Consider the following 17,948-nt stretch of genomic DNA (forward strand, 5'->3'; position numbering starts at 1 on the left):
CCCTGTGACTCAAACTCTCCCCCCTTCCCTGAAAACAGACTTGGCACGGTTCCCGCTTGTCTCCTATCACTGACCTTGAGTCGTGGTTTCAAGGAGGGAACATGCTACCGCTGATTGTGCCCATTGGTGCCGTACTGCTGGGGGTGGCGCTGTTGCTGCTGGGCAGCGGGCTACTCAATACCCTGCTGGCGGTGCGCGGCAGCCTGGAAGGCTACAGCGACAGCTCGCTGGGCTTGATCATGTCTGGCTACTTTCTCGGCTATTTCTCCGGCACCTTTGCCGCACTGCCCCTGATTCGCCGTGTCGGACATATCCGTGCCTTTGCCATGTGTGCGGCGCTGGCCGCCTGCTCTGCCTTGCTGCATGTGATGTTTGTGGAGCCCTGGGTGTGGATGGCCCTGCGGGTGATGAATGGTTTTGTGCTGGTGATTCTCTACACCGTGGTGGAGAGCTGGCTGAACGGGCAGACGCCGGCGGAGCAGCGTGGCCGGGTGTTTGCGGTGTACATGGCGGTGAACCTGGGCGCACTGGCCGCCGCGCAACAGCTGTTGCGACTGGAATCGGCCATGTCGTTCATGCTGTTTGCGGTCGCAGCTATGCTGATCAGCGTGAGTCTGGTGCCGGTAACCTGGACGCGCTTTGCCCAACCGCCGGTGGAAACCGTAACCCGGCTGCGCTTCAAGGCACTCTATAAAGCCGCCCCCGTGTCGGTAGCTGGTGCCTTGCTTTCGGGCCTCGCCATGGGGGCTTTCTGGGGGCTGGGGCCGGTGTATGCCAGCCGCGCTGGGCTGGACAGTGGCAGTGTGGCCACCTTTATGAGCATGGCCATTCTCGGCGGAGCACTGTTTCAGTATCCCCTCGGGCGCTACTCCGATACCCATGACCGTCGTACGGTTCTGATGGTGATCTGCCTGGCTGCCGCCGGGGCCGCCGGGCTGGTGTGGTTGTCGAGCAGTGTGCCGGTGTTGTTGTATCTGGCTATCGGCATTTACGGCGGCCTGGCGTTCTGTGCTTACCCGGTAGCGTTGGCACATATGATCGATCGGCTGGACTCGGATCAGATTCTGTCTGGCGGCAGCAGTGCGCTGTTTCTGCATGGTGTCGGGGCGGCGGTTGGCCCCGCCCTGGCGGGCCTGCTCATGGAATTGCTGGGCGCCCGCTCACTGCCACTGTACTTTGTGATCATGCAGGTCGCGCTCGCACTCTATACCCTTATGAGACTGCATGTTTTGCGCGAAGATCTCTCCGATCACTCCAGCCACTTTGTGCCCATGGTGCGCACATCACAGGTAGCATTGGAAATGATTCCGGAGGAGGACACAGAAGAAGACGCAGAAACGGCAACGCCGCCGTCCTCCGTCAGCCAGACAGAACAATCCCCAGATTAACCCGCCTTGCAGGAACGGACGTTCCGCCGTGATTCGTGCAGGTTTCGCGGCGGAACCGCCGCTCCCACCGGCAAGCAATGCGCTGAATAACAGAACCTTCGCTTTTGACTTTCGCAACTCGAAACTCGCTTCTCGTCACTCATCACCCGGTTTATTACCCCGCCAGTGCTCGGATCGCCTGCGGGCAGGCTCCTACGGAAAACACCGCAATCCCGGCTCCACAAAACCTCCCGCAATGTCTCTCGCCAGAGTTGGCACGGTTTACGCAGTATTAGGGGTAACCAACGACAGAAATGCCGTTATCACCATTATGAATAACCTGAGAACAATGCGAGGGGTAACCCCATGGATTCTGCATCTATCAAAGACCTGATGAGCACCCGTTATGCCCAGATCACTCCCGACATGCCGGTGGTTGAAGCCTCCAGCAACCTGATCAAGCAGGACATGCTGGGCAGCCCGGTAACCGACGAAGCAGGCACCCTGGTGGGTTGGATCAGCGAGCGGGAATGCCTGCAGGCCGCGCTACAGGTGGTGTATCACAACCAACGGGTGGCTACGGTGAAAGACCTGATGCAAAGCGAAGTACTGACGGTATCGCTGGATAGCGATGTACTGTCGCTGGCCCAGCAGATGCTCAATGCCAAGCCGAAGATTTACCCTGTGGTGGATGCCGACAACAAGGTGCTTGGCGTCATCAGCCGCCGCCACATTCTCAATATGCTGGATCAGAAACTGGCCGAACTGAGCAAGAAAGCCAGCTGAGCGGCCTCTTTGTGCATCATTTTGGGTCACAAAATGATGCACCATAAGGCATCACTCCTCTGTGCTCGCGGGAATCAGGCAAACGGAGCGAGGCGCCCACAACCTGGCTGCAGGCGCGTTGTCTTTGTGGGAGCGGCGGTTCCGCCGCGATGTTCGCGTCTGCTTCGTTTCGCGGCCGAACGGCCGCTCCCACAGCTAGCAGCAGTGGGGCCGGCTTACTGCGGATAGCCGGTAAAGGGCTCCGCACTTTTGCCTTCCAGCACATAACCCGCGGTGCCGTATTCGGTATCCTGGCTGGAGACTTTCAATGTGCCTTCTAACCACATGGCATCCACCGCCAGATCCAGTGGCACGCCCCGCCCTTCCATCTTCACCAGAATAATCTGGTTGCGCGGCGGCGGCGGCGTATGAATGCAGGCGCCGAAATACGGCACCAGCAAAAATTCCCGTACATACTCCTCATCGCCATCCAGGGGAACACCGTAACCGGGAATACGCACAGCAGTATTATCCAGTGATTGTTTGAGCGGGGCTTCGCGCCAGGCCTTGTCGATGGCATCCATCATCCTCTCGCCCTTGTCATCACCGTCTTCGATACTTTCCGGCTCCTCGTCACCGTAGATTTCCTCGAACAGGGCACCGTAGACCTTTTGCGGCTCGTACCCTGCTGGCACCAGGTCATCCCATTCCAGCTCACGTGCCGCCATGGCGTGAACACTGAGAGTCAGACAAAACAGGAGGATCAATACACGCATGTCAGTTCCTTGGTGTCAGGCCATCGGCCAGACTGTTACGGAAGGCTTTCTCTGCCGGGATTAACCCGGCCAGAGACCCGGCAACAAGAATAGCGGCTACGGCAGGCAACTCGCGCAGGGCCAGAAAATGCTCCGGCAAACGCAGGGACCACTCTACCAGCGCCAGTGGAGCCAGGCCCCACTGGGCCACAAACAACACCAGCAGCCCGAGCAGGCACCCCATCACCGTCAGGCACAGGCTCTCGCCGACAATGATGCCGTACACGGCCCACCGGCCAGCGCCTGCGGCCCGCAGTACTGCCAGCTCATGACGCCGCCCCTCCAGGGCCGCCAGCACCGTGGATACCAGCACCAGCAAAGCCACCACCAGCACCGCCAGCGAGGTGGCGCGCAGGGCATTTTCGCCGGCGGCGGTAATTCGCCACAGCCGCTGCAATTGCACACCGGGAATTATGGCGCTGAGCGGTTCGGGCTTGTAACGCGACAACTCCCTTTGCAGGCTCAATACTGCGGTGCGCCGTGTGAGCCCCAGCATCACCGCATTCACCGAATCGGGTTTGTCCGCTTGCTGGCCGGGCAGCGGAGGCATCCCGGAGAGGAAAGCGCCGCCATTGTGGATGGCCGCCATGCCGGCAAGGGAAATATGCAGACTCTGATCCACCGGGGTCCCGGTGGGAGCCAGCACGCCAACCACAGTAAAGGGATGGTTATCGTGCTCGACGATGGCCGGACCGCTTGCCCCATGGGCAAGCACCACTTTGTCTCCCTGCTGGTAATTCAGCTGGCGCGCCACAGCACTACCCAATACCACCTGATCTGCGCCGACAAACCATTCGCCCTGCTGCAGAGCCAGCGCCTGATCACGACCATATCGGTAGTGAGTCAAATAGGCCTCATTGGTGGCCACCACTGGAAAACCGCGATGGGAATCACCAAGGGCAATAGGAATCCACCACTTCACATCCGGGTGTTGCGCCAGATGCTCCACGGTTTGCCAGCGAATACCGGCGGTAGGATCACTGAGCCGGAAGACGCTGTAGAGCAGGATATTCATGGGCCCGCCACGGGCACTGACAATCAGGTCGATACCTGACACCGTGCTGGCAAAGTTGGCGCGCACCTGATGGCGCACCCGGTCGATGCCCACAATCATCAGCACGCTCAGGGCAATGGCGGCCACGATCAGTAGCGCCGAGGTCCGACGGGTTCGCAATGACGCCAGTATCACCTTAGGCAGCATGGTCGCCCTCCCCGTTCAGGCTGGCAAAACTCACACTGCGCTGGAAATGCCCGGCCACCTGGTTGTCGTGGCTGACCATCAGCAAGGCGCTGCCGGATTGCTCACACAGTTCGCACAGCAGGTTCAGCAGAACATCGCGGCTATGGTTATCCAGCGCAGAGGTCGGTTCGTCTGCAATGATCAGTTCAGGTTTGCCGAACAGGGCACGGGCCGCCGCCACCCGCTGCTGCTGACCAAAGGAAAGTTGCCATGCCGGTAACGCCGACGTCTGAGGGTCCAGCCCCAGTCGCTGCAGCAATGCCCGTGCGACCTGCTGGCGCTGCGCTTTGCTGCGTGCCCCTTCCCGCTCACAACGCCGCTTCGAGAAACCGGCGCTGAGGGTCACATTGTCCACCGCATTGAGATACGGCAGCAGATTGAAGGCTTGAAAGATCACCCCGAGATGATCAGCCCGGAACGCATCCCGACGTCGCTGCGACAAGGCAGAAAATGCCTGCCCGGCCACCTGGATAGATCCGTGCGGCACCGGGCGAATGCCCGCTACCAAAGACAGCAAGGTGCTCTTGCCACAGCCGCTGGGTCCGTGCAGCAGCACCCGCTCGCCCGCTTCAAGAAAAAAGTCGGACACACGAAGGAAGGGATGGTCTTGCCCAGGATGACAATATTTCAGATCGTGCAGATGCAGCACCACATTTACTCCAGTGGGATGCGAGGATTACCGGGGGCAAGTCGCTGAGCATTTTGACCCGAGGGTAACAGCAACACCACCTCGGTGGTCAGGCTGGAAAAGGTGTTCAGAAAAGGCAGGAATAGCACGTTCAAGCCATCGGGTTGCTGACAGATAAAGCTCCACTCTGCTTCCACATCCTGATGTTCGTCATGATGATCATCGTGCGCGTCATGCTCGTGAGCTTCGTGGTTTTCATGATCATGGCGGTGGTTGTGCCCCTCGGGAAACAGCTGCTCCACCGTGGTTTGCACGGCGCTGACCACTTTACAGTCTGCCCGCGAAGCGGGAACCGGAGGGGTAATCTGAGCCAGCCTCTGTGCATAGCGTACACGGGCGGCGGCATCACCCGGTGGTTGTGTTGTGCCGAGAATGTCCATCAGGGGCGCACGGAACGTCACGGTCAGATTTTGCTCTTCCAGCACCACTGCGGCTTGGGCCAGACCGTGCTGATGCACACCGGCGGCGGAAGCCGACAGACTGACCACCAGCAACAAGGCGGCCAGGCCACTAAACGGCACAGCGTTGTTTAGACGTGTCATCATGTCCCTCACAGTTCCTGCAAGCCCGAATATTCCCCAGATGAGTCACTACCAAGCATACTCCGACCAGACTGGTGAGCACGGGTTCCCACAAGGTGCCGTGCATTGCGCCTTCAAGCACCGCCAACAGACATAAACCTGCCAGCGCCAACAAGCCCGGCAACAAGACCCTCAGGCGGCGGTGACGTCGATACCCGGCACCAATGGCCAGCGCGCTGACAGGCACAATAAAGGCCAGCATGGTGAGGTGAAAGATTTCATCCACATGACCAAAGGCGGACAGCAAGCCGATGGCGAATAACCCCGCCACACTGGCCACACAGTGAATCATGCAAATACCGGACAGGGCGATGGCCGCCATATCCAGACGTGAACGTAACATGGTTGTCTCCCGTCAGGGGTGAATCAGGACGCCACGCAGCGGGCGCAGCGTCCGTGGACTTCCAGCAGAGGCTCCTGCTGGATCACGAAGCCGAGATCATCCAGGGTGTGTTCCAACTCACTCACCGCCGCGCCGGCCATGGGGGTTTCCTGCACGCCGCCACACTCATCACAGAGCAGAAAGACCGTGCCCTTGTGCCCGTGATGACAAGTGATGTGATCGCAGGCCAAGTACTGGTTGGTGGAACTAAGCCGGTGCACCAGGCCCTGTTGCACCAGAAAATCCAGTGCCCGGTAGATGGTGGGCGGCTGGGCATTGCCCTGGTAGCGGGCCTTGAACTGATCCAGCAACTGGTAAGCGCTTTGCGGGCCTTGCTGTTGCAGTAACAGATCCATGACCTGTTTGCGTTGGGGAGTCATCCGCACACCCTGCTCACGGCACTGCTGCTCGGCGCTGGCCAGAATGCGATCGGTACGACTCATCACTACACCTCTAGATATCCAATGTGACCAGCAAACGCTGCTGGCCGGGAGACAGGGACGGGGACCGGTGGACCACGCCCGATCCGGGATTATCCCGCCAGGTGTCTCCTTTGAACAGGGCGACTTGCCCGGTGGCCAGCTGCGCCACCTGTTCCGCCGCAACGCGACCGTATTGATCTTCTCCCGGCGTCAGCAGGCCGGCTGGCACCACATTGCCGGGCAGCCACTCGCTGCCGGGGCCGCCGTAGGTGCACAGCAAACGCACCGGAATGCGGTCCACATGAAAGCGCGGGCACATGGGTTTTGTCAGAGCCATGACTCGCAATCCCACTTCCTCTACACCGAACAGGCACGCAGTCATGTCTGCCAACAGGAACAGGTCATCACGCAATGGCTGGTAGTGATCACCGGGCAGGCTGCGATTCAGGGCAGCGTCCAGGTCCGCCACGGGCAACCAACTCTTGATGGCAATCCGTTCATCGCAGGCTTGGGCGACCAGTTGCGGAGAAAGCGGGTCCGGGCGATCCCAGACCGCCACTTGCACCTCATCGGACATGATGTCCGCCAGCACCACCGGCTCCTTGCTACAGGAATACTCTTGCTGCGACGGTGTAAGCGGTAGCGACTGTGCAGCCTGTGTCATCGGGAAAGCATTCATCCTGCCATCTCCCATTGCGGGAAGGGGTCAGCAAGCTGCTCCCATACCGCCTTGCCCTGCAGCATTTCGTCTTCCGAAAGCAGACAGGCATCCAGCGCCTGGCGAGTGGCCTCCGGCTGCAAATTGTGGCCAATGAAGACCAGCTCCTGGCGCATGTCACCAAAGGGTTCCTGCCATTTCTCCATGATCATGGCACGGTACTCCGGGTCCTCCGGCCAGTGCTTTTCCGGCACCGTTTTCCAGAACAGTCCCGCCGGGCCATGGTGAACAATGTCACCGGCCTGACTCCAGTTACCGGCAAATTGAGGACGTGTTGCCAGCCAGAAGAATCCCTTGGAGCGCAGCAGGGTGCCGTGGGGCCAGGCCTGTTGCAGCAAATCCCAGAAGCGTTGCGGATGAAACGGTCGGCGAGCTTCATAGGTGAAACTGCTGATGCCGTACTCTTCCGTTTCCGGCAGGTGCTCCCCGCGCATTTCCTTTAGCCAGCCCGGCGCCTGCTGGGCCTTTTCGAAATCGAACAGCCCGGTATTGAGCGCCGCTTCCAGCGGGGCCTTGCCGTGACGGATAGGAACAATGCGGGCATCCGGGTTGAGCAGCCGCAGGGTGGCCGTGAGCATCTCCAGATCACGCTCGCTGACCAGATCCGTTTTGCTGATCAACAGAACGTCGCAAAACTCCACCTGCTCCACCAGCAAATCCACCACATTGCGCTGGTCTTCCTCACCCAGGTTTTCCGCTTCCTGCTGCAGGTTACGGGTGCTGCGATAGTCACGCAGGAAATTCACCGCATCCACCACCGTCACCATGGTATCCAGACGGGCAATGTTGGAAAGGCTGATGCCCTCTTCGTCTTCGAAGGTGAACGTTTCTGCCACCGGCAGGGGCTCGGAAATGCCTGTGGACTCGATCACCAGATAATCAAAACGGCCATCACGGGCCAGGCGATCCACTTCCAGCAACAGGTCTTCGCGCAGTGTGCAACAGATACAGCCGTTGCTCATTTCCACCAGTTTTTCTTCCGCGCGATTAAGCGACACATCCTGATTCACCAGCGCCGCATCGATATTGATTTCGCTCATGTCGTTGACGATCACAGCGACACGCAGCCCTGCTCTGTTGTTGAGAATATGGTTTAGCACCGTGGTCTTGCCTGCACCCAGAAACCCGGAGAGCACGGTAACGGGCAACTGGCTTGGCAGATTGGCTTGTGGGCTTGTCATGGCTTATCCGGTTCGTTGATGGACAAAATGGCGTTCGTTTTGCTCGAGCCGGGCTTTTACCTCGGCACAATACTCTGTGGTGGGACGGGCCAGCAGCCGACGCAGGCCAATGGGCTCACCGGAAACTTTGCAATAACCGTAGTCACCGTTCTCCAATCGTCTTAGCGCCGCGCGGATCTTGCCCAACAGGCGTTGTTGACGCCCCATGAACCTTAGCTGGTGTCGGCAGGACTCTTCCTCTACCGCCGCATCCAGAGGATCGGCCTGCAGCGGCGTCTGCAGGTGCTGCATGGCACGCCGGATCTCCAAATCACATTCACTGGCCTGTGACAGCAGACGTTCACGGAAGAAAGCCCGCTGGGCGGCATTCATGTATTTGGACGCCGGCATCTTCAGCAGTGCGTTTTCACTGATAGTGCGTGGCATGATAGCCTCCCTTTTGTGATATGTTATAACATATCAATTGAAGACGACAACCATGCCGGAGAATGATCATGAGTTTCCCGCTCCCCGCCTCCTATACCGAGTGGCAACACTGCATAACGGAGATCTGCGGAATCCCTCTCACTGCCGACTTCATTCAGCAAAGACTGATGGCTCTCGACAATCAAAATGACCACATGACCCGCAAATTCATCGAGTTGTCCGGCCACTCGCACTGGCAGCAAACCCAGACCTGGTTCCGCCGGGCACTGTCAGAACGGCAGCAGGCCTGCTAGGCGGGCCACCGGAAGAGCTACCTACTGACCACCGCGACAGAAGAATTCACAATGCAGTCAGATGCCAGCAACAGCCTCTTGATCAAGGGTGCCACCGTCATGCTTCCCAGTGGCCCTGCCGTTACCGACGTGGCCTGTGAGAATGGCCGCATCATTGCCATTGGTGAGCCTTTCCGGGCAGCAACCACCCTGCAGGCCCACGGCCTGCACCTGTTGCCTGGCGTGGTGGATTCCCAGGTACACTTTCGCGAACCGGGCATGACCCACAAGGAAACCCTGGAAGCCGGTACCCGTGGCGCGGTGCTGGGTGGCGTGACCAGCGTGTTCGAAATGCCCAACACTCAACCGCTGACCCTCTACGCGGAGGATCTTCAGGCGAAGATATCTATCGCTGAACGGGATGCCTGGTGCAACTATGCTTTTTATATGGGGGGATCAGCGGCAAACGCCGATCAGCTGGCAACACTGGAGCGCATGCCGGGCTGTTGCGGCGTCAAAATTTTCATGGGCAGTTCTTTCGGCGATCTGCTGGCCGACACCGATGCCGTGCTTCGCACTATCCTCAGTCATGGCCGCCGCCGTGTGGCCGTGCACGCTGAGGACGAGGCGCGCTTGGTGTCCAGACGCCACCTAGCCGAAGAAGCAGCTCACCCCTCAGCCCACCCCCTGTGGCGAGATGAACAAAGTGCCCTGATCGCGACCCGGCAAATTGTTGCCCTTGCTGCTGAAACCCGACGCCCCCTGCATGTGCTGCATATTTCTACGGCTGAGGAGATGGCATTCCTGCAACAGTACAAATCCCGGGTATCGGTAGAAGTCTTGCCACAGCACCTCACCCTTACTGCCCCGGAGTGCTACGAACGCCTTGGCACTCTGGCTCAGATGAACCCACCCATTCGAGATAAGCGCCACCAGGACGCCCTTTGGAAAGCGGTGAATAACGGTATCGTGGATGTCATCGGCAGCGATCACGCCCCGCACACCCGCGAGGAAAAGCAACGCCCCTACCCTGACTCGCCCAGTGGCATGACTGGCACACAGACACTGCTTCCCTTGATGCTCAATCACGTGAATGCGGGACGGCTGACACTGTCTCGGCTGGTGGATCTGGTCTGTGCCGGCCCGGCACGGCTCTTTGGCATGGCAGGAAAAGGACGGATCGCAGTGGGTTACGATGCGGACCTGACCCTGGTAGACATGCAAAAACGGCAGGCCGTTGATGACCGTAAGCTTGCTTCGCCGCCAGGATGGAGTGCTTTTGATGGCATGATGCTTCAAGGTTGGCCCACCACCACCATTATTGCCGGCACCGTAGTGATGAGTGAAGAAGAAGTTATCGGACAGCCCTCAGGGAAAGTCATCGACTTTTTTTGATGCCGAGCCATCCTCACGTTCCCTCCACCGATGGCGATAATGATGGCAAGCCCAATGCAGGAACCCGGCCCATGACACCACCTGCCAGAACAACTCCGGGCCGGAGCTTGATCCATTGCTGGTAGAAGGCGATTTGCAGATTGGCGTCACCGTAATGGATTCCGGCCTGCCCGTTTTGCAGACCACGCTGACAAAAACATTCGCCGTCACCGTTCCGGTTACCGGCCCCGGTAACCCACGCATACAGCCAATCGGCGAGGGTGGCAGCCTCCCGGCTATGGGACTGCTGTTACTTCTCTCACTTGGCCTGATTCGACGCCGCTAGTCCCATCTGCCCAGAGCGCGCCGCGCTCTGGGCTCTCTTTCTTTACGATCTCCAAACCCCCTTAGTGTTGCTCAATACGATCCAACGCCTGCACTCTGGGTAATTCCTGCCCACTAAAGAGTTGTTGCTGGAGACGGGCCAACTCAGCCTCCTGATCTTGTTCAGCCAACCCGCTATCCAGAATGGATTGCCGCTGCGTGCGGTATACCTGATAACGGCTATCCCATTCCGCCCGTGCTGCATCCAGAGCCTCCATACGGTCAGCTGCAGCGGCCCCGAAATGTTGCTCGCGCAGAACCCGAATCTCCGCCTCACTGGCACCCTGCTCCCTCAACACCTCCGTTTTTTCTGCCAGTCGCACCGGTGCCTGGGTGTCTTGCATCATGCTTTGCATCTCTTGCGGCAAGGACTGCGACAACTGCATCAATCGTTGCTGCTGGGCTACCTGATCCAGTGTCGGATCATCCAGAATAGCCTGACGATCTGCCATGTAACGGTCGTAAGCCATATCCAGCCCATAGAACGCATCTGCCGCTTCCGGGCCGAGATACGCTTGCTGCATGGCATGCCGCTGTCGCACAGCCTCGCGAATACCCTCAGGAGAACCGTCATGGGGCGGCAACGCTATCATGGCTTCCCCCAACGCCAGGTACTGTTGAAAGAGCTGCCAGGCGTTATCCGCAGCCAAGGGCGGGAGAGTCTCATTAAGATAGCGAGCCAGTCGCGCCTGACAATCGGCCAGTGATTCCTCGCCCTGGGTAGAAAGAAAATAATCAAATACCAACCGCAGATCCGGAGAGATCACCAGCTCCCCCTGCTCAGTGACTTGCAGCTGGCCATCCACCTGAGTACCGGTTAACGAATCGGGAGCCTCCCGAAGAGTCTGCGCATGAGCCAGAGCGGCGCCGAAAGACGCCTCGGGTACCGAACGGTTGTGAGTTGTCAGAGAAGCGTGTGTGCGGGTTTCATCAGGCAAGGCTACCGGAGCCGGAGCATCAGGCTGCAGAGACCGCCACCCCAACGCCGCCAATCCCAGCACTGCCAACAAGCCTAAAGACAATGTTATCCGCGACATGATGTTCTCCTTTTTATGTCATGCCCGGCGTCGGAGTCGTTCTTCTCTAATCCTCCAGCGCCATCAAACGACTGAAGAAAGGCGAAGCCAGCATGGCTTCCCAATCCTCACGATTGCCGAGCATGCTCACACACAAGCGCGACATCACGGCGATGTAGCGCGGCATGTCCGTGTGCTCTGCCTCGGCACAGAACTGGTACCCCAAATGTTCAATTCCCTGCACCAGGGTTTTTAGCGCCAGCACATCTGCCGGTGTCCGGCCATGTTGCACCATCGCCTCATGAAGAATGTTTACGATGCGATCATTGTGCGCATCACGATGCCGGGACACAGGAGATGACAGATCGTGTAGCTCCCGGAAACGGGTTGTCATCAACGGCCCCAGAGAACGCCCCCAGTTCAGATAACCACTCAACGCAATGGGCAGATAATCGTAAAAGGCCTTTTGTGGCTGGGCGAACACCTTGACGAACAAGCCTTCCACTTCAGCGTTGCAGGCGGTGACAATCTCCTCGATCACCTCTGGCACCGACGCGAAATACTTGTAGAACGTCGGGCGTGATACCCCTGCTTCCTTCAGAATCCGCTGCACCGTGGTGCCATGAGAACCCTGCTCGCCATACACCGCACGGGCAGCCAATAAAATTCGCGCCCGGGTTTCTTCCGCTTTTCCCGTTTTGCCCGGAGGGCGTCCCCGGCGTGGTGCCGCACCTTCACTCATTACTACCCACCAATATTAACAGCATTGTTAGTTTACTGATTTCCTTCGATATCGCCACCAGCACGCCCCACCCTCATATCACTCGCAATATAGCGCTTTATTCCTAGTCGACTGTTTATCACTTCAGATCGTGATCGTTATAACCATTTAATATTAACATTAGTGTTAACTTTTAATTTCGAGTGCCGTAAGGTGTCCTCACCCCCTGACCAGGGAGGCTCGGCGTAGAAACGGCAGTACCGTCGATAACAATAACGAGCCAGGTATAACGCTATGACAATACCAACAAGGGCCCCCTTGCGGGCACTCAGTCTTACCCTGTTCCTGTTAAGCCTTTCCATCAGCATGCCTGCACAGGCTGGCTGGTTCGACTGGCTGTTCAAGGATACCTACACCGAAACCCGTTACCCCATAGTGCTAAGCCATGGGCTGTTCGGTTTCGATGATATCGCCGGCTACAACTACTGGTACCGCATACCCGAAGAACTGCGCCGCAGCGGGGCGGAAGTTTATGTAACCCAGGTCGCGGCGGCCAACAGCACCGAAGTGCGAGGCGAGCAGCTTGCCCGACAAGTCGAGGATATTCTGGCCGCCACCGGTGCCGAAAAAGTGAACCTGATTGGCCACAGCCATGGCGGCCCCACCGTTCGCTATGTGGCATCGGTGTACCCACAATACGTAGCTTCCGCGACTTCTGTTGCCGGGCCGCATACTGGCGCTCGCATGGCCGACGTGCTGCTGGGTGTCCAGCAGGCCCTACCTCTGACTGCCGACGTCATCGGAGAGATCGTCAATGCTGCCGTCGGTTTTCTGGATCTGATCTCCAGCGGCGGTTATGACCAGGATTCACTGGCTGCCCTGTATTCACTATCCACCCCCGGCAGCACAGAATTCAACAGCCACCACCCGGAAGGCCTGCCCGAGCAAGCCTGTGGAGAAGCCCCGGAGCAAGCCAGTAACGGAGTTCGCTATTACTCCTGGTCCGGAGCCAAACCGTTAACCAACATCCTGGATATCAGTGATGCTGGAATGGGCTTGCTCGCCCTGCTCTATCTTGGCGAAAAGAATGATGGCCTGGTCTCCAGCTGTTCCAGCCATCTGGGCCTGGTGATTCGCGATGACTACCGGATGAACCATCTGGATGAAGTCAACCAGATCGCCGGCCTTACCAGCCCCTTCGAAACCAACCCGGCGACCGTATTTCGCCAACACGCCAACCGGCTGAAGAACCGGGGGCTATAGAACAGATTCACATGGGAGAGCTTGAGGGCACCACAAGGTGCCCTTTTTTTGCTTTCCTCGCGGATTGGCATGAGCGGAGTAAGAATGCCAAGACTGCTGACAGGCTTCTTCGCAGCGGAACCACCACTCCCACACAGGCTTGCCACGACGTAAAGGTCTTGTGGGAGCGGCGCTTCCGCCGCAATGTGTCTTGCTTTGCGTCGCAATCACAACATCCCCCTCTTTTTTTGTTTTCCATTGCAACCCTTTATGCGCTTTTCGGTCATAGAATCATCACTGGCATTGCCCTGCACCAGGCAAGATACTGTCAGGCTGATTTGTTTTTCTTGACCTCAACCTTGATTGAGGATTTAGGGTCGAATTGACCTTGTGCGTTTGCAGGACCTGGAGAGACCATGAACCCCGTTGAACAACCGGCCACCCGTCGTGAGTGGCTGGGCTTGGCCGTTTTGATGTTGCCGACCGTATTGCTGGCACTGGACATGACCGTGCTGCACCTGGCCGCGCCGCATCTGAGTGCCGACCTGCAACCCACCAGCGCCGAACTGCTGTGGATACTGGATATCTACGGTTTCATGATCGCTGGCTTTCTGGTGACCATGGGCACGCTGGGAGATCGCATCGGCCGACGCAAACTGTTGCTGGCAGGCGCAACGGCATTTGGTGCCGCCTCTGCGCTGGCGGCCTTTGCCACCAGCGCAGAAATGCTGATCGCCAGTCGCGCCGTACTGGGCATTGCCGGTGCCACCCTGATGCCCTCAACGCTCTCTCTGCTGCGCAACATGTTCCAGATGGAACAGGAGCGGACGCTGGCCATCACCGTCTGGATGACCGGGTTTATCGTCGGCAGTGCCATCGGCCCGCTAGTGGGTGGTGCCCTGCTCGAGTATTTCTGGTGGGGCTCGGTTTTCCTGTTGGGTGTCCCGGTCATGGTCTTGCTGTTGATCTGCGGGCCACTACTGTTGCCGGAATTCCGTGATGACGAAGCCGGCCAACAGGACTGGACCAGCGCCCTACTGTCCGTGGCCATGGTATTGGCAGTGATCTACGGTCTGAAAGAGATGGCACGTAATGGTGTGGCGGCACTGCCGCTGCTCGCGATTATGCTTGGTCTGATCATCGGCGTGATCTTTGTGCGTCGCCAGAAACGATTGGCAGACCCGATGTTTGATATGTCGCTGTTTGCCAACCGCATGTTCAGCACCTCGGTAAGCGCCATGATGCTGACGATCCTGGCATTGTCCGGTGCCTGGCTGATGGTGTTCCAGTACCTGCAAGGCGTGCTGGATTTGTCACCGCTGCAGTCCGGGTTGGTCATGTTGCCACCGGCAGTGGTCCAGACTCTGGCATCCCTGCTGATACCTCGCCTGGCCGGTAGCATCCCCCGCTGGAAGCTGGTCAGCATTGGCCTGGTGATGGCCTCCATCGGCCTGTTGTTACTGTTGCCGGTACAGAATCCCTCGCACATCCCGCTGCTGATTGTGGGCATGACCATCATGGGCATCGGCGTTATGCCCATGATGATTCTCGGCACCGACATGGTGGTCAGTGCCGCCCCGCCCCGCAAAGCAGGAGCGGCTTCAGCTACTTCGGAAACCGCCACGGAGCTGGGAATGGCACTGGGCATTGCGGTCATCGGCAGTATCGGCGCAGCGGTGTATCGCGCTCATATGCTGACTGCCATGCCCAAGGCGCTGCCGGACAACCTGTCACTGGCGGCGGGCGACACATTGGGTGGGGCAGTAGGCGCCGCGGCCGAGCTACCCGCAGAGACCGCCGAAGCGCTGATCAGCGCAGCCAAAGCGGCGTTCAATCTGGCGCTGCACACCAATTCCGCTATTGGCGCAGTGATTCTCGCCCTAACCGCAGCGCTGGTGGCCATCCTGCTACGCAACACCTCAACGCCCACCGATGATGACAGCGAGAAGCCCGAGGAAGCATGCATCAACGTGGCGAATGGATAGCGATTGAGACTCCCTGGGAACGCAGGGGGGATCACCCTCCTTGCTCTATAACCGGAGTGCAGAATGCGTTCCGGGCATTCAATCCCTAAGAGAAGACAGGTCGGCCACTTTTCCGGCTCTGCCAACCTGTCCCATGCGCTGTTAAACCAGCAGTTAAACAGGCTGTAGGAGTCCCACTTGAGGGACGAACCGCGCGCAACGCGGAAAGCCCAGCATCCATGTATTTAACCGGATTAATAATCACACCACGCCAGGGCTTTAGGCGGCACTTTTTATTCCATTGCCTGCGGAGTCGATCCACCTTGCACCACAGGTCAGAGTTTTCTTACCCGCCGGTTCTTGCCCTTGATCTTGCCACCCATCAAACGCTGTAACGCCAGCTCAGCGCTGTCACGCTCGATAGCCACATAGGCCTGATAGTCGGTAACCGTAATCTTGCCAACCTGATTACCCGGGATACCCGCATCACCGGTGAGCGCACCCAGAATATCGCCGGGGCGCAGCTTGTCCTTTCGCCCCGCAGCAATACACAGAGTAATGGTGGGCGGCAGCATGGCATCGCCTTCGCGGGGCTTGAGGCTGGACACCGGGTGCCAGTTGAGGGGTTCACCCTGCAACTCCTCAATGGCCATGGCCCGACGGCTCTCTCTGGGAGCCACCAGATTAATCGCCAGTCCTTTTTCCCCTGCCCGACCGGTGCGCCCAACCCGATGGATATGGGTTTGCGGATCGTGGGATAGCTCGGCATTGATCACCATATCCAGGTTATCAATATCCAGCCCACGGGCGGCCACGTCGGTGGCCACCAATACCGAAAGACTGCGGTTGGCGAACAAGGTAAGCACTTCATCGCGCTCACGTTGTTCAAGATCACTGTTCAAAGCGCGTGCGGACAGCCCTCGGCGGCACAACTGACCCACCACATCGTTGCACTGCTGTTTGGTCACACAGAACACCACACAACTGGTGGGACGAAAGCAGGCTATGGCATCCGCCACCGCTTCATAACGCTGCAGCGGCTCAACCTCATAGAAACGTTGTTCGATGCGGCTGTTGTCATGCAGGGCTTCCACCTCCACATGCTCAGGTTCACGCATGAACGTTTCCGCCAGCTGCTTAATACCCGCAGGGTACGTGGCCGAGAACAGCATGGTCTGGCGTCGGGATGGCGTCTGGCGAATCACCTGGGCGATATCGTCGTAAAACCCCATGTCGAGCATACGGTCGGCTTCATCCAGCACCAGAGTATTCAGGCCATCCAGGCTCAGGGTGCCTTTGCTCAGGTGCTTGAGCACCCTGCCCGGTGTGCCCACCACCACTTGCGCCCCATGCTCCAGCGAGCCAATTTGTGGGCCGATCGGCTGGCCACCACACAGGGTCAGCACCTTGATGTTACCCGCGCCACGCGCCAACCGCCGGATCTCCGCGGCCACCTGATCCGCCAGCTCCCGAGTCGGGCACAGTACCAATGCCTGGCAACCGTAATAGCGAAGATTCAGTGGATGCAGCAAACCAATACCAAAAGCCGCCGTCTTGCCGCTGCCCGTGCTGGCCTGGGCAATCACATCATGGCCTTTCAGCAGCAACGGCAGGCTCGCCGCCTGCACCGGGGTCATACTGGCGTAGCCAAGGGTATCCAGGTTGGCAAGCATGTCAGCCCCAAGGGGCAGCGAAGAAAACAGGGAGTCAGTCACGGCAAGGCTCAAGTGGCAGGAATTCAGAGATGCAGTGTAACAACAGTTGGGCCCAAGCGAGCGCACTGATTATCGACGCGCCCGACAGCAATGCGCTCTGCAAAAAACCGAAAAGGCGCTGACGCGCCTTTTCCTTCAAATCATGCAGCCTTTTTCAGGCTAAGCCGCATCCACACCGCCAGCCCCAAACCCCAGGCCCCGTTGACGATCAAACCACCTACCACCTTCATTGCATTCACATCCAGGCCTTTCATGGGAAACACAACCAGCATCGCCACCAACGTCGGCCCAACCGCCCCAAGGAGTAACGCGCTCAGCCAGAATTTCCCGCCCTGCCAGCGGCGAATCACCCACCAAACCGGCAAGCCCCAAACACCCCCCCAAAACGCCAACGACACCACCTGCGGCACACCCAGCGGCGGCACCGGAGACATATTCCATGGCATGGCAGGCACCAACCCACCCAACCAGAACAGTGCCAACACGCCCTGATGAAAAATCATCGTCGCCAGAAAACCGCCCGTAAAAGCCTGAAGCCATTGCTGCCTGGAATACGTCATGGGATGCCCTTTTAGAATCTGCTGTTTGGTAAACCGTACCAGTGTACCCCTTTCAGCACGGTAACCAGAAGGAAGAGACAGTTAAGCGGGTCTTTGTCTGCATGGCATCAACTGT

At 58.6% G+C, this 17,948-nt stretch carries 20 protein-coding genes; 7 read left to right on the forward strand and 13 right to left on the reverse strand.

Translation table 11 applies throughout. The features are described 5' to 3' along the window. The first annotated feature begins 101 nt into the window (after positions 1-101). Both Y5S_RS01135 and Y5S_RS01140 read left to right on the forward strand, forming a co-directional pair. Entirely contained in the window at positions 102-1,388 is a 1,287-nt protein-coding gene (locus tag Y5S_RS01135) for an MFS transporter (protein WP_052041292.1), read from the forward strand. A gap of 345 nt (positions 1,389-1,733) precedes the next feature. Continuing rightward, positions 1,734-2,153, forward strand: a complete 420-nt coding sequence (locus Y5S_RS01140; RefSeq protein ID WP_035229556.1) for a CBS domain-containing protein — start codon at positions 1,734-1,736, stop codon at positions 2,151-2,153. Positions 2,154-2,368: 215 nt separating this feature from the next. Here Y5S_RS01140 and Y5S_RS01145 read toward each other — a convergent pair whose 3' ends face one another. From Y5S_RS01145 to Y5S_RS01185, 9 genes are read right to left on the reverse strand one after another with little or no spacing between them, the layout of a single operon-like run. Further along, positions 2,369-2,908: a DUF3299 domain-containing protein gene (locus Y5S_RS01145; protein WP_035229557.1), complete on the reverse strand. Its 540-nt coding sequence runs from the start codon at positions 2,906-2,908 to the stop codon at positions 2,369-2,371. Between the two features lies 1 nt (position 2,909). After that, on the reverse strand, positions 2,910-4,148 hold the full coding sequence (locus Y5S_RS01150) for an ABC transporter permease (RefSeq protein ID WP_035229559.1): 1,239 nt from the start codon (positions 4,146-4,148) through the stop codon (positions 2,910-2,912). Next, positions 4,138-4,839 (reverse strand): ABC transporter ATP-binding protein, encoded by a 702-nt coding sequence (locus Y5S_RS01155; RefSeq protein WP_197055065.1) that lies wholly within the window; start codon positions 4,837-4,839, stop codon positions 4,138-4,140. Before Y5S_RS01155 ends, Y5S_RS01150 begins: the two co-directional genes overlap by 11 nt. 2 nt (positions 4,840-4,841) lie before the next feature. Further along, positions 4,842-5,420 carry a ZrgA family zinc uptake protein gene (locus Y5S_RS01160; RefSeq protein WP_081939607.1) on the reverse strand — a complete coding sequence of 193 codons (579 nt, stop codon included), beginning with the start codon at positions 5,418-5,420 and terminating at the stop codon, positions 4,842-4,844. Beyond that, positions 5,386-5,799: a MerC domain-containing protein gene (locus Y5S_RS01165; RefSeq protein WP_035229564.1), complete on the reverse strand. Its 414-nt coding sequence runs from the start codon at positions 5,797-5,799 to the stop codon at positions 5,386-5,388. The genes Y5S_RS01160 and Y5S_RS01165 overlap by 35 nt, the downstream gene beginning before the upstream one ends. 23 nt (positions 5,800-5,822) lie before the next feature. Then, complete coding sequence (locus tag Y5S_RS01170; RefSeq protein ID WP_035229566.1) at positions 5,823-6,281, reverse strand: transcriptional repressor; 459 nt, start codon at positions 6,279-6,281, stop codon at positions 5,823-5,825. 10 nt (positions 6,282-6,291) lie between these two features. Beyond that, entirely contained in the window at positions 6,292-6,939 is a 648-nt protein-coding gene (locus Y5S_RS01175) for a DUF1826 domain-containing protein (RefSeq protein WP_231552600.1), read from the reverse strand. Beyond that, positions 6,936-8,159, reverse strand: coding sequence for a zinc metallochaperone GTPase ZigA (zigA, locus tag Y5S_RS01180; protein ID WP_035229568.1), 1,224 nt, complete (start codon positions 8,157-8,159; stop codon positions 6,936-6,938). The genes Y5S_RS01175 and zigA overlap by 4 nt, the downstream gene beginning before the upstream one ends. Before the next feature lie 3 nt (positions 8,160-8,162). Next, the gene (locus Y5S_RS01185; protein WP_197055066.1) at positions 8,163-8,585 is read right to left on the reverse strand and encodes a TraR/DksA family transcriptional regulator; all 423 of its coding nucleotides are present in this window, start codon (positions 8,583-8,585) and stop codon (positions 8,163-8,165) included. A 68-nt stretch (positions 8,586-8,653) separates the two neighbouring features. Between Y5S_RS01185 and Y5S_RS01190 the strand changes: the two genes are divergently transcribed. The 3 genes from Y5S_RS01190 (at position 8,654) to Y5S_RS01200 (ending at position 10,577) form a co-directional block, all read left to right on the forward strand. Next, positions 8,654-8,878: a hypothetical protein gene (locus Y5S_RS01190; protein ID WP_052041294.1), complete on the forward strand. Its 225-nt coding sequence runs from the start codon at positions 8,654-8,656 to the stop codon at positions 8,876-8,878. A 51-nt stretch (positions 8,879-8,929) separates the two neighbouring features. Beyond that, positions 8,930-10,252 carry a dihydroorotase gene (locus tag Y5S_RS01195; protein WP_035229572.1) on the forward strand — a complete coding sequence of 441 codons (1,323 nt, stop codon included), beginning with the start codon at positions 8,930-8,932 and terminating at the stop codon, positions 10,250-10,252. Between the two features lie 115 nt (positions 10,253-10,367). Next, complete coding sequence (locus Y5S_RS01200; RefSeq protein WP_035229575.1) at positions 10,368-10,577, forward strand: GlyGly-CTERM sorting domain-containing protein; 210 nt, start codon at positions 10,368-10,370, stop codon at positions 10,575-10,577. A gap of 61 nt (positions 10,578-10,638) precedes the next feature. On the opposite strand, the gene Y5S_RS01205 is transcribed toward Y5S_RS01200, so the two are convergent. Continuing rightward, positions 10,639-11,652: a lipase secretion chaperone gene (locus Y5S_RS01205; RefSeq protein WP_081939608.1), complete on the reverse strand. Its 1,014-nt coding sequence runs from the start codon at positions 11,650-11,652 to the stop codon at positions 10,639-10,641. Between the two features lie 46 nt (positions 11,653-11,698). Further along, positions 11,699-12,373, reverse strand: a complete 675-nt coding sequence (locus Y5S_RS19035; protein WP_052041296.1) for a TetR/AcrR family transcriptional regulator — start codon at positions 12,371-12,373, stop codon at positions 11,699-11,701. A gap of 273 nt (positions 12,374-12,646) precedes the next feature. Between Y5S_RS19035 and Y5S_RS01215 the strand changes: the two genes are divergently transcribed. Together Y5S_RS01215 and Y5S_RS01225 are read left to right on the forward strand one after the other, a co-directional pair. Next, positions 12,647-13,615, forward strand: a complete 969-nt coding sequence (locus Y5S_RS01215) for a lipase family alpha/beta hydrolase (protein ID WP_065130248.1) — start codon at positions 12,647-12,649, stop codon at positions 13,613-13,615. Between the two features lie 395 nt (positions 13,616-14,010). Beyond that, a complete protein-coding gene (locus Y5S_RS01225; protein WP_035229582.1) occupies positions 14,011-15,579 on the forward strand; it encodes an MFS transporter in 1,569 nt (522 codons plus the stop codon). 314 nt (positions 15,580-15,893) lie between these two features. On the opposite strand, the gene dbpA is transcribed toward Y5S_RS01225, so the two are convergent. Next, positions 15,894-17,273 (reverse strand): ATP-dependent RNA helicase DbpA, encoded by a 1,380-nt coding sequence (gene dbpA, locus Y5S_RS01230; RefSeq protein ID WP_035229584.1) that lies wholly within the window; start codon positions 17,271-17,273, stop codon positions 15,894-15,896. Between the two features lie 140 nt (positions 17,274-17,413). Next, positions 17,414-17,833: a hypothetical protein gene (locus Y5S_RS01235; RefSeq protein ID WP_035229586.1), complete on the reverse strand. Its 420-nt coding sequence runs from the start codon at positions 17,831-17,833 to the stop codon at positions 17,414-17,416. Positions 17,834-17,948 lie beyond the last annotated feature (115 nt).

Source organism: Alcanivorax nanhaiticus (genome assembly GCF_000756665.1).
Classification (GTDB): domain Bacteria; phylum Pseudomonadota; class Gammaproteobacteria; order Pseudomonadales; family Alcanivoracaceae; genus Alcanivorax; species Alcanivorax nanhaiticus.

Excerpts from the sequence above, each read along its gene's own strand:
- Y5S_RS01135 (WP_052041292.1), top strand. The coding sequence starts at position 102 with ATGCTACCGCTGATTGTGCCCATTGGTGCCGTACTGCTGGGGGTGGCG.
- Y5S_RS01185 (WP_197055066.1), bottom strand. The coding sequence starts at position 8,585 with ATGCCACGCACTATCAGTGAAAACGCACTGCTGAAGATGCCGGCGTCC.
- Y5S_RS19035 (WP_052041296.1), bottom strand. The coding sequence starts at position 12,373 with ATGAGTGAAGGTGCGGCACCACGCCGGGGACGCCCTCCGGGCAAAACG.
- Y5S_RS01190 (WP_052041294.1), top strand. The coding sequence starts at position 8,654 with ATGAGTTTCCCGCTCCCCGCCTCCTATACCGAGTGGCAACACTGCATA.
- Y5S_RS01170 (WP_035229566.1), bottom strand. The coding sequence starts at position 6,281 with ATGAGTCGTACCGATCGCATTCTGGCCAGCGCCGAGCAGCAGTGCCGT.
- Y5S_RS01140 (WP_035229556.1), top strand. The coding sequence starts at position 1,734 with ATGGATTCTGCATCTATCAAAGACCTGATGAGCACCCGTTATGCCCAG.
- Y5S_RS01165 (WP_035229564.1), bottom strand. The coding sequence starts at position 5,799 with ATGTTACGTTCACGTCTGGATATGGCGGCCATCGCCCTGTCCGGTATT.
- Y5S_RS01215 (WP_065130248.1), top strand. The coding sequence starts at position 12,647 with ATGACAATACCAACAAGGGCCCCCTTGCGGGCACTCAGTCTTACCCTG.
- Y5S_RS01235 (WP_035229586.1), bottom strand. The coding sequence starts at position 17,833 with ATGACGTATTCCAGGCAGCAATGGCTTCAGGCTTTTACGGGCGGTTTT.
- Y5S_RS01145 (WP_035229557.1), bottom strand. The coding sequence starts at position 2,908 with ATGCGTGTATTGATCCTCCTGTTTTGTCTGACTCTCAGTGTTCACGCC.
- Y5S_RS01225 (WP_035229582.1), top strand. The coding sequence starts at position 14,011 with ATGAACCCCGTTGAACAACCGGCCACCCGTCGTGAGTGGCTGGGCTTG.
- Y5S_RS01205 (WP_081939608.1), bottom strand. The coding sequence starts at position 11,652 with ATGTCGCGGATAACATTGTCTTTAGGCTTGTTGGCAGTGCTGGGATTG.
- Y5S_RS01195 (WP_035229572.1), top strand. The coding sequence starts at position 8,930 with ATGCAGTCAGATGCCAGCAACAGCCTCTTGATCAAGGGTGCCACCGTC.
- zigA (WP_035229568.1), bottom strand. The coding sequence starts at position 8,159 with ATGACAAGCCCACAAGCCAATCTGCCAAGCCAGTTGCCCGTTACCGTG.
- Y5S_RS01160 (WP_081939607.1), bottom strand. The coding sequence starts at position 5,420 with ATGATGACACGTCTAAACAACGCTGTGCCGTTTAGTGGCCTGGCCGCC.
- Y5S_RS01150 (WP_035229559.1), bottom strand. The coding sequence starts at position 4,148 with ATGCTGCCTAAGGTGATACTGGCGTCATTGCGAACCCGTCGGACCTCG.
- Y5S_RS01175 (WP_231552600.1), bottom strand. The coding sequence starts at position 6,939 with ATGAATGCTTTCCCGATGACACAGGCTGCACAGTCGCTACCGCTTACA.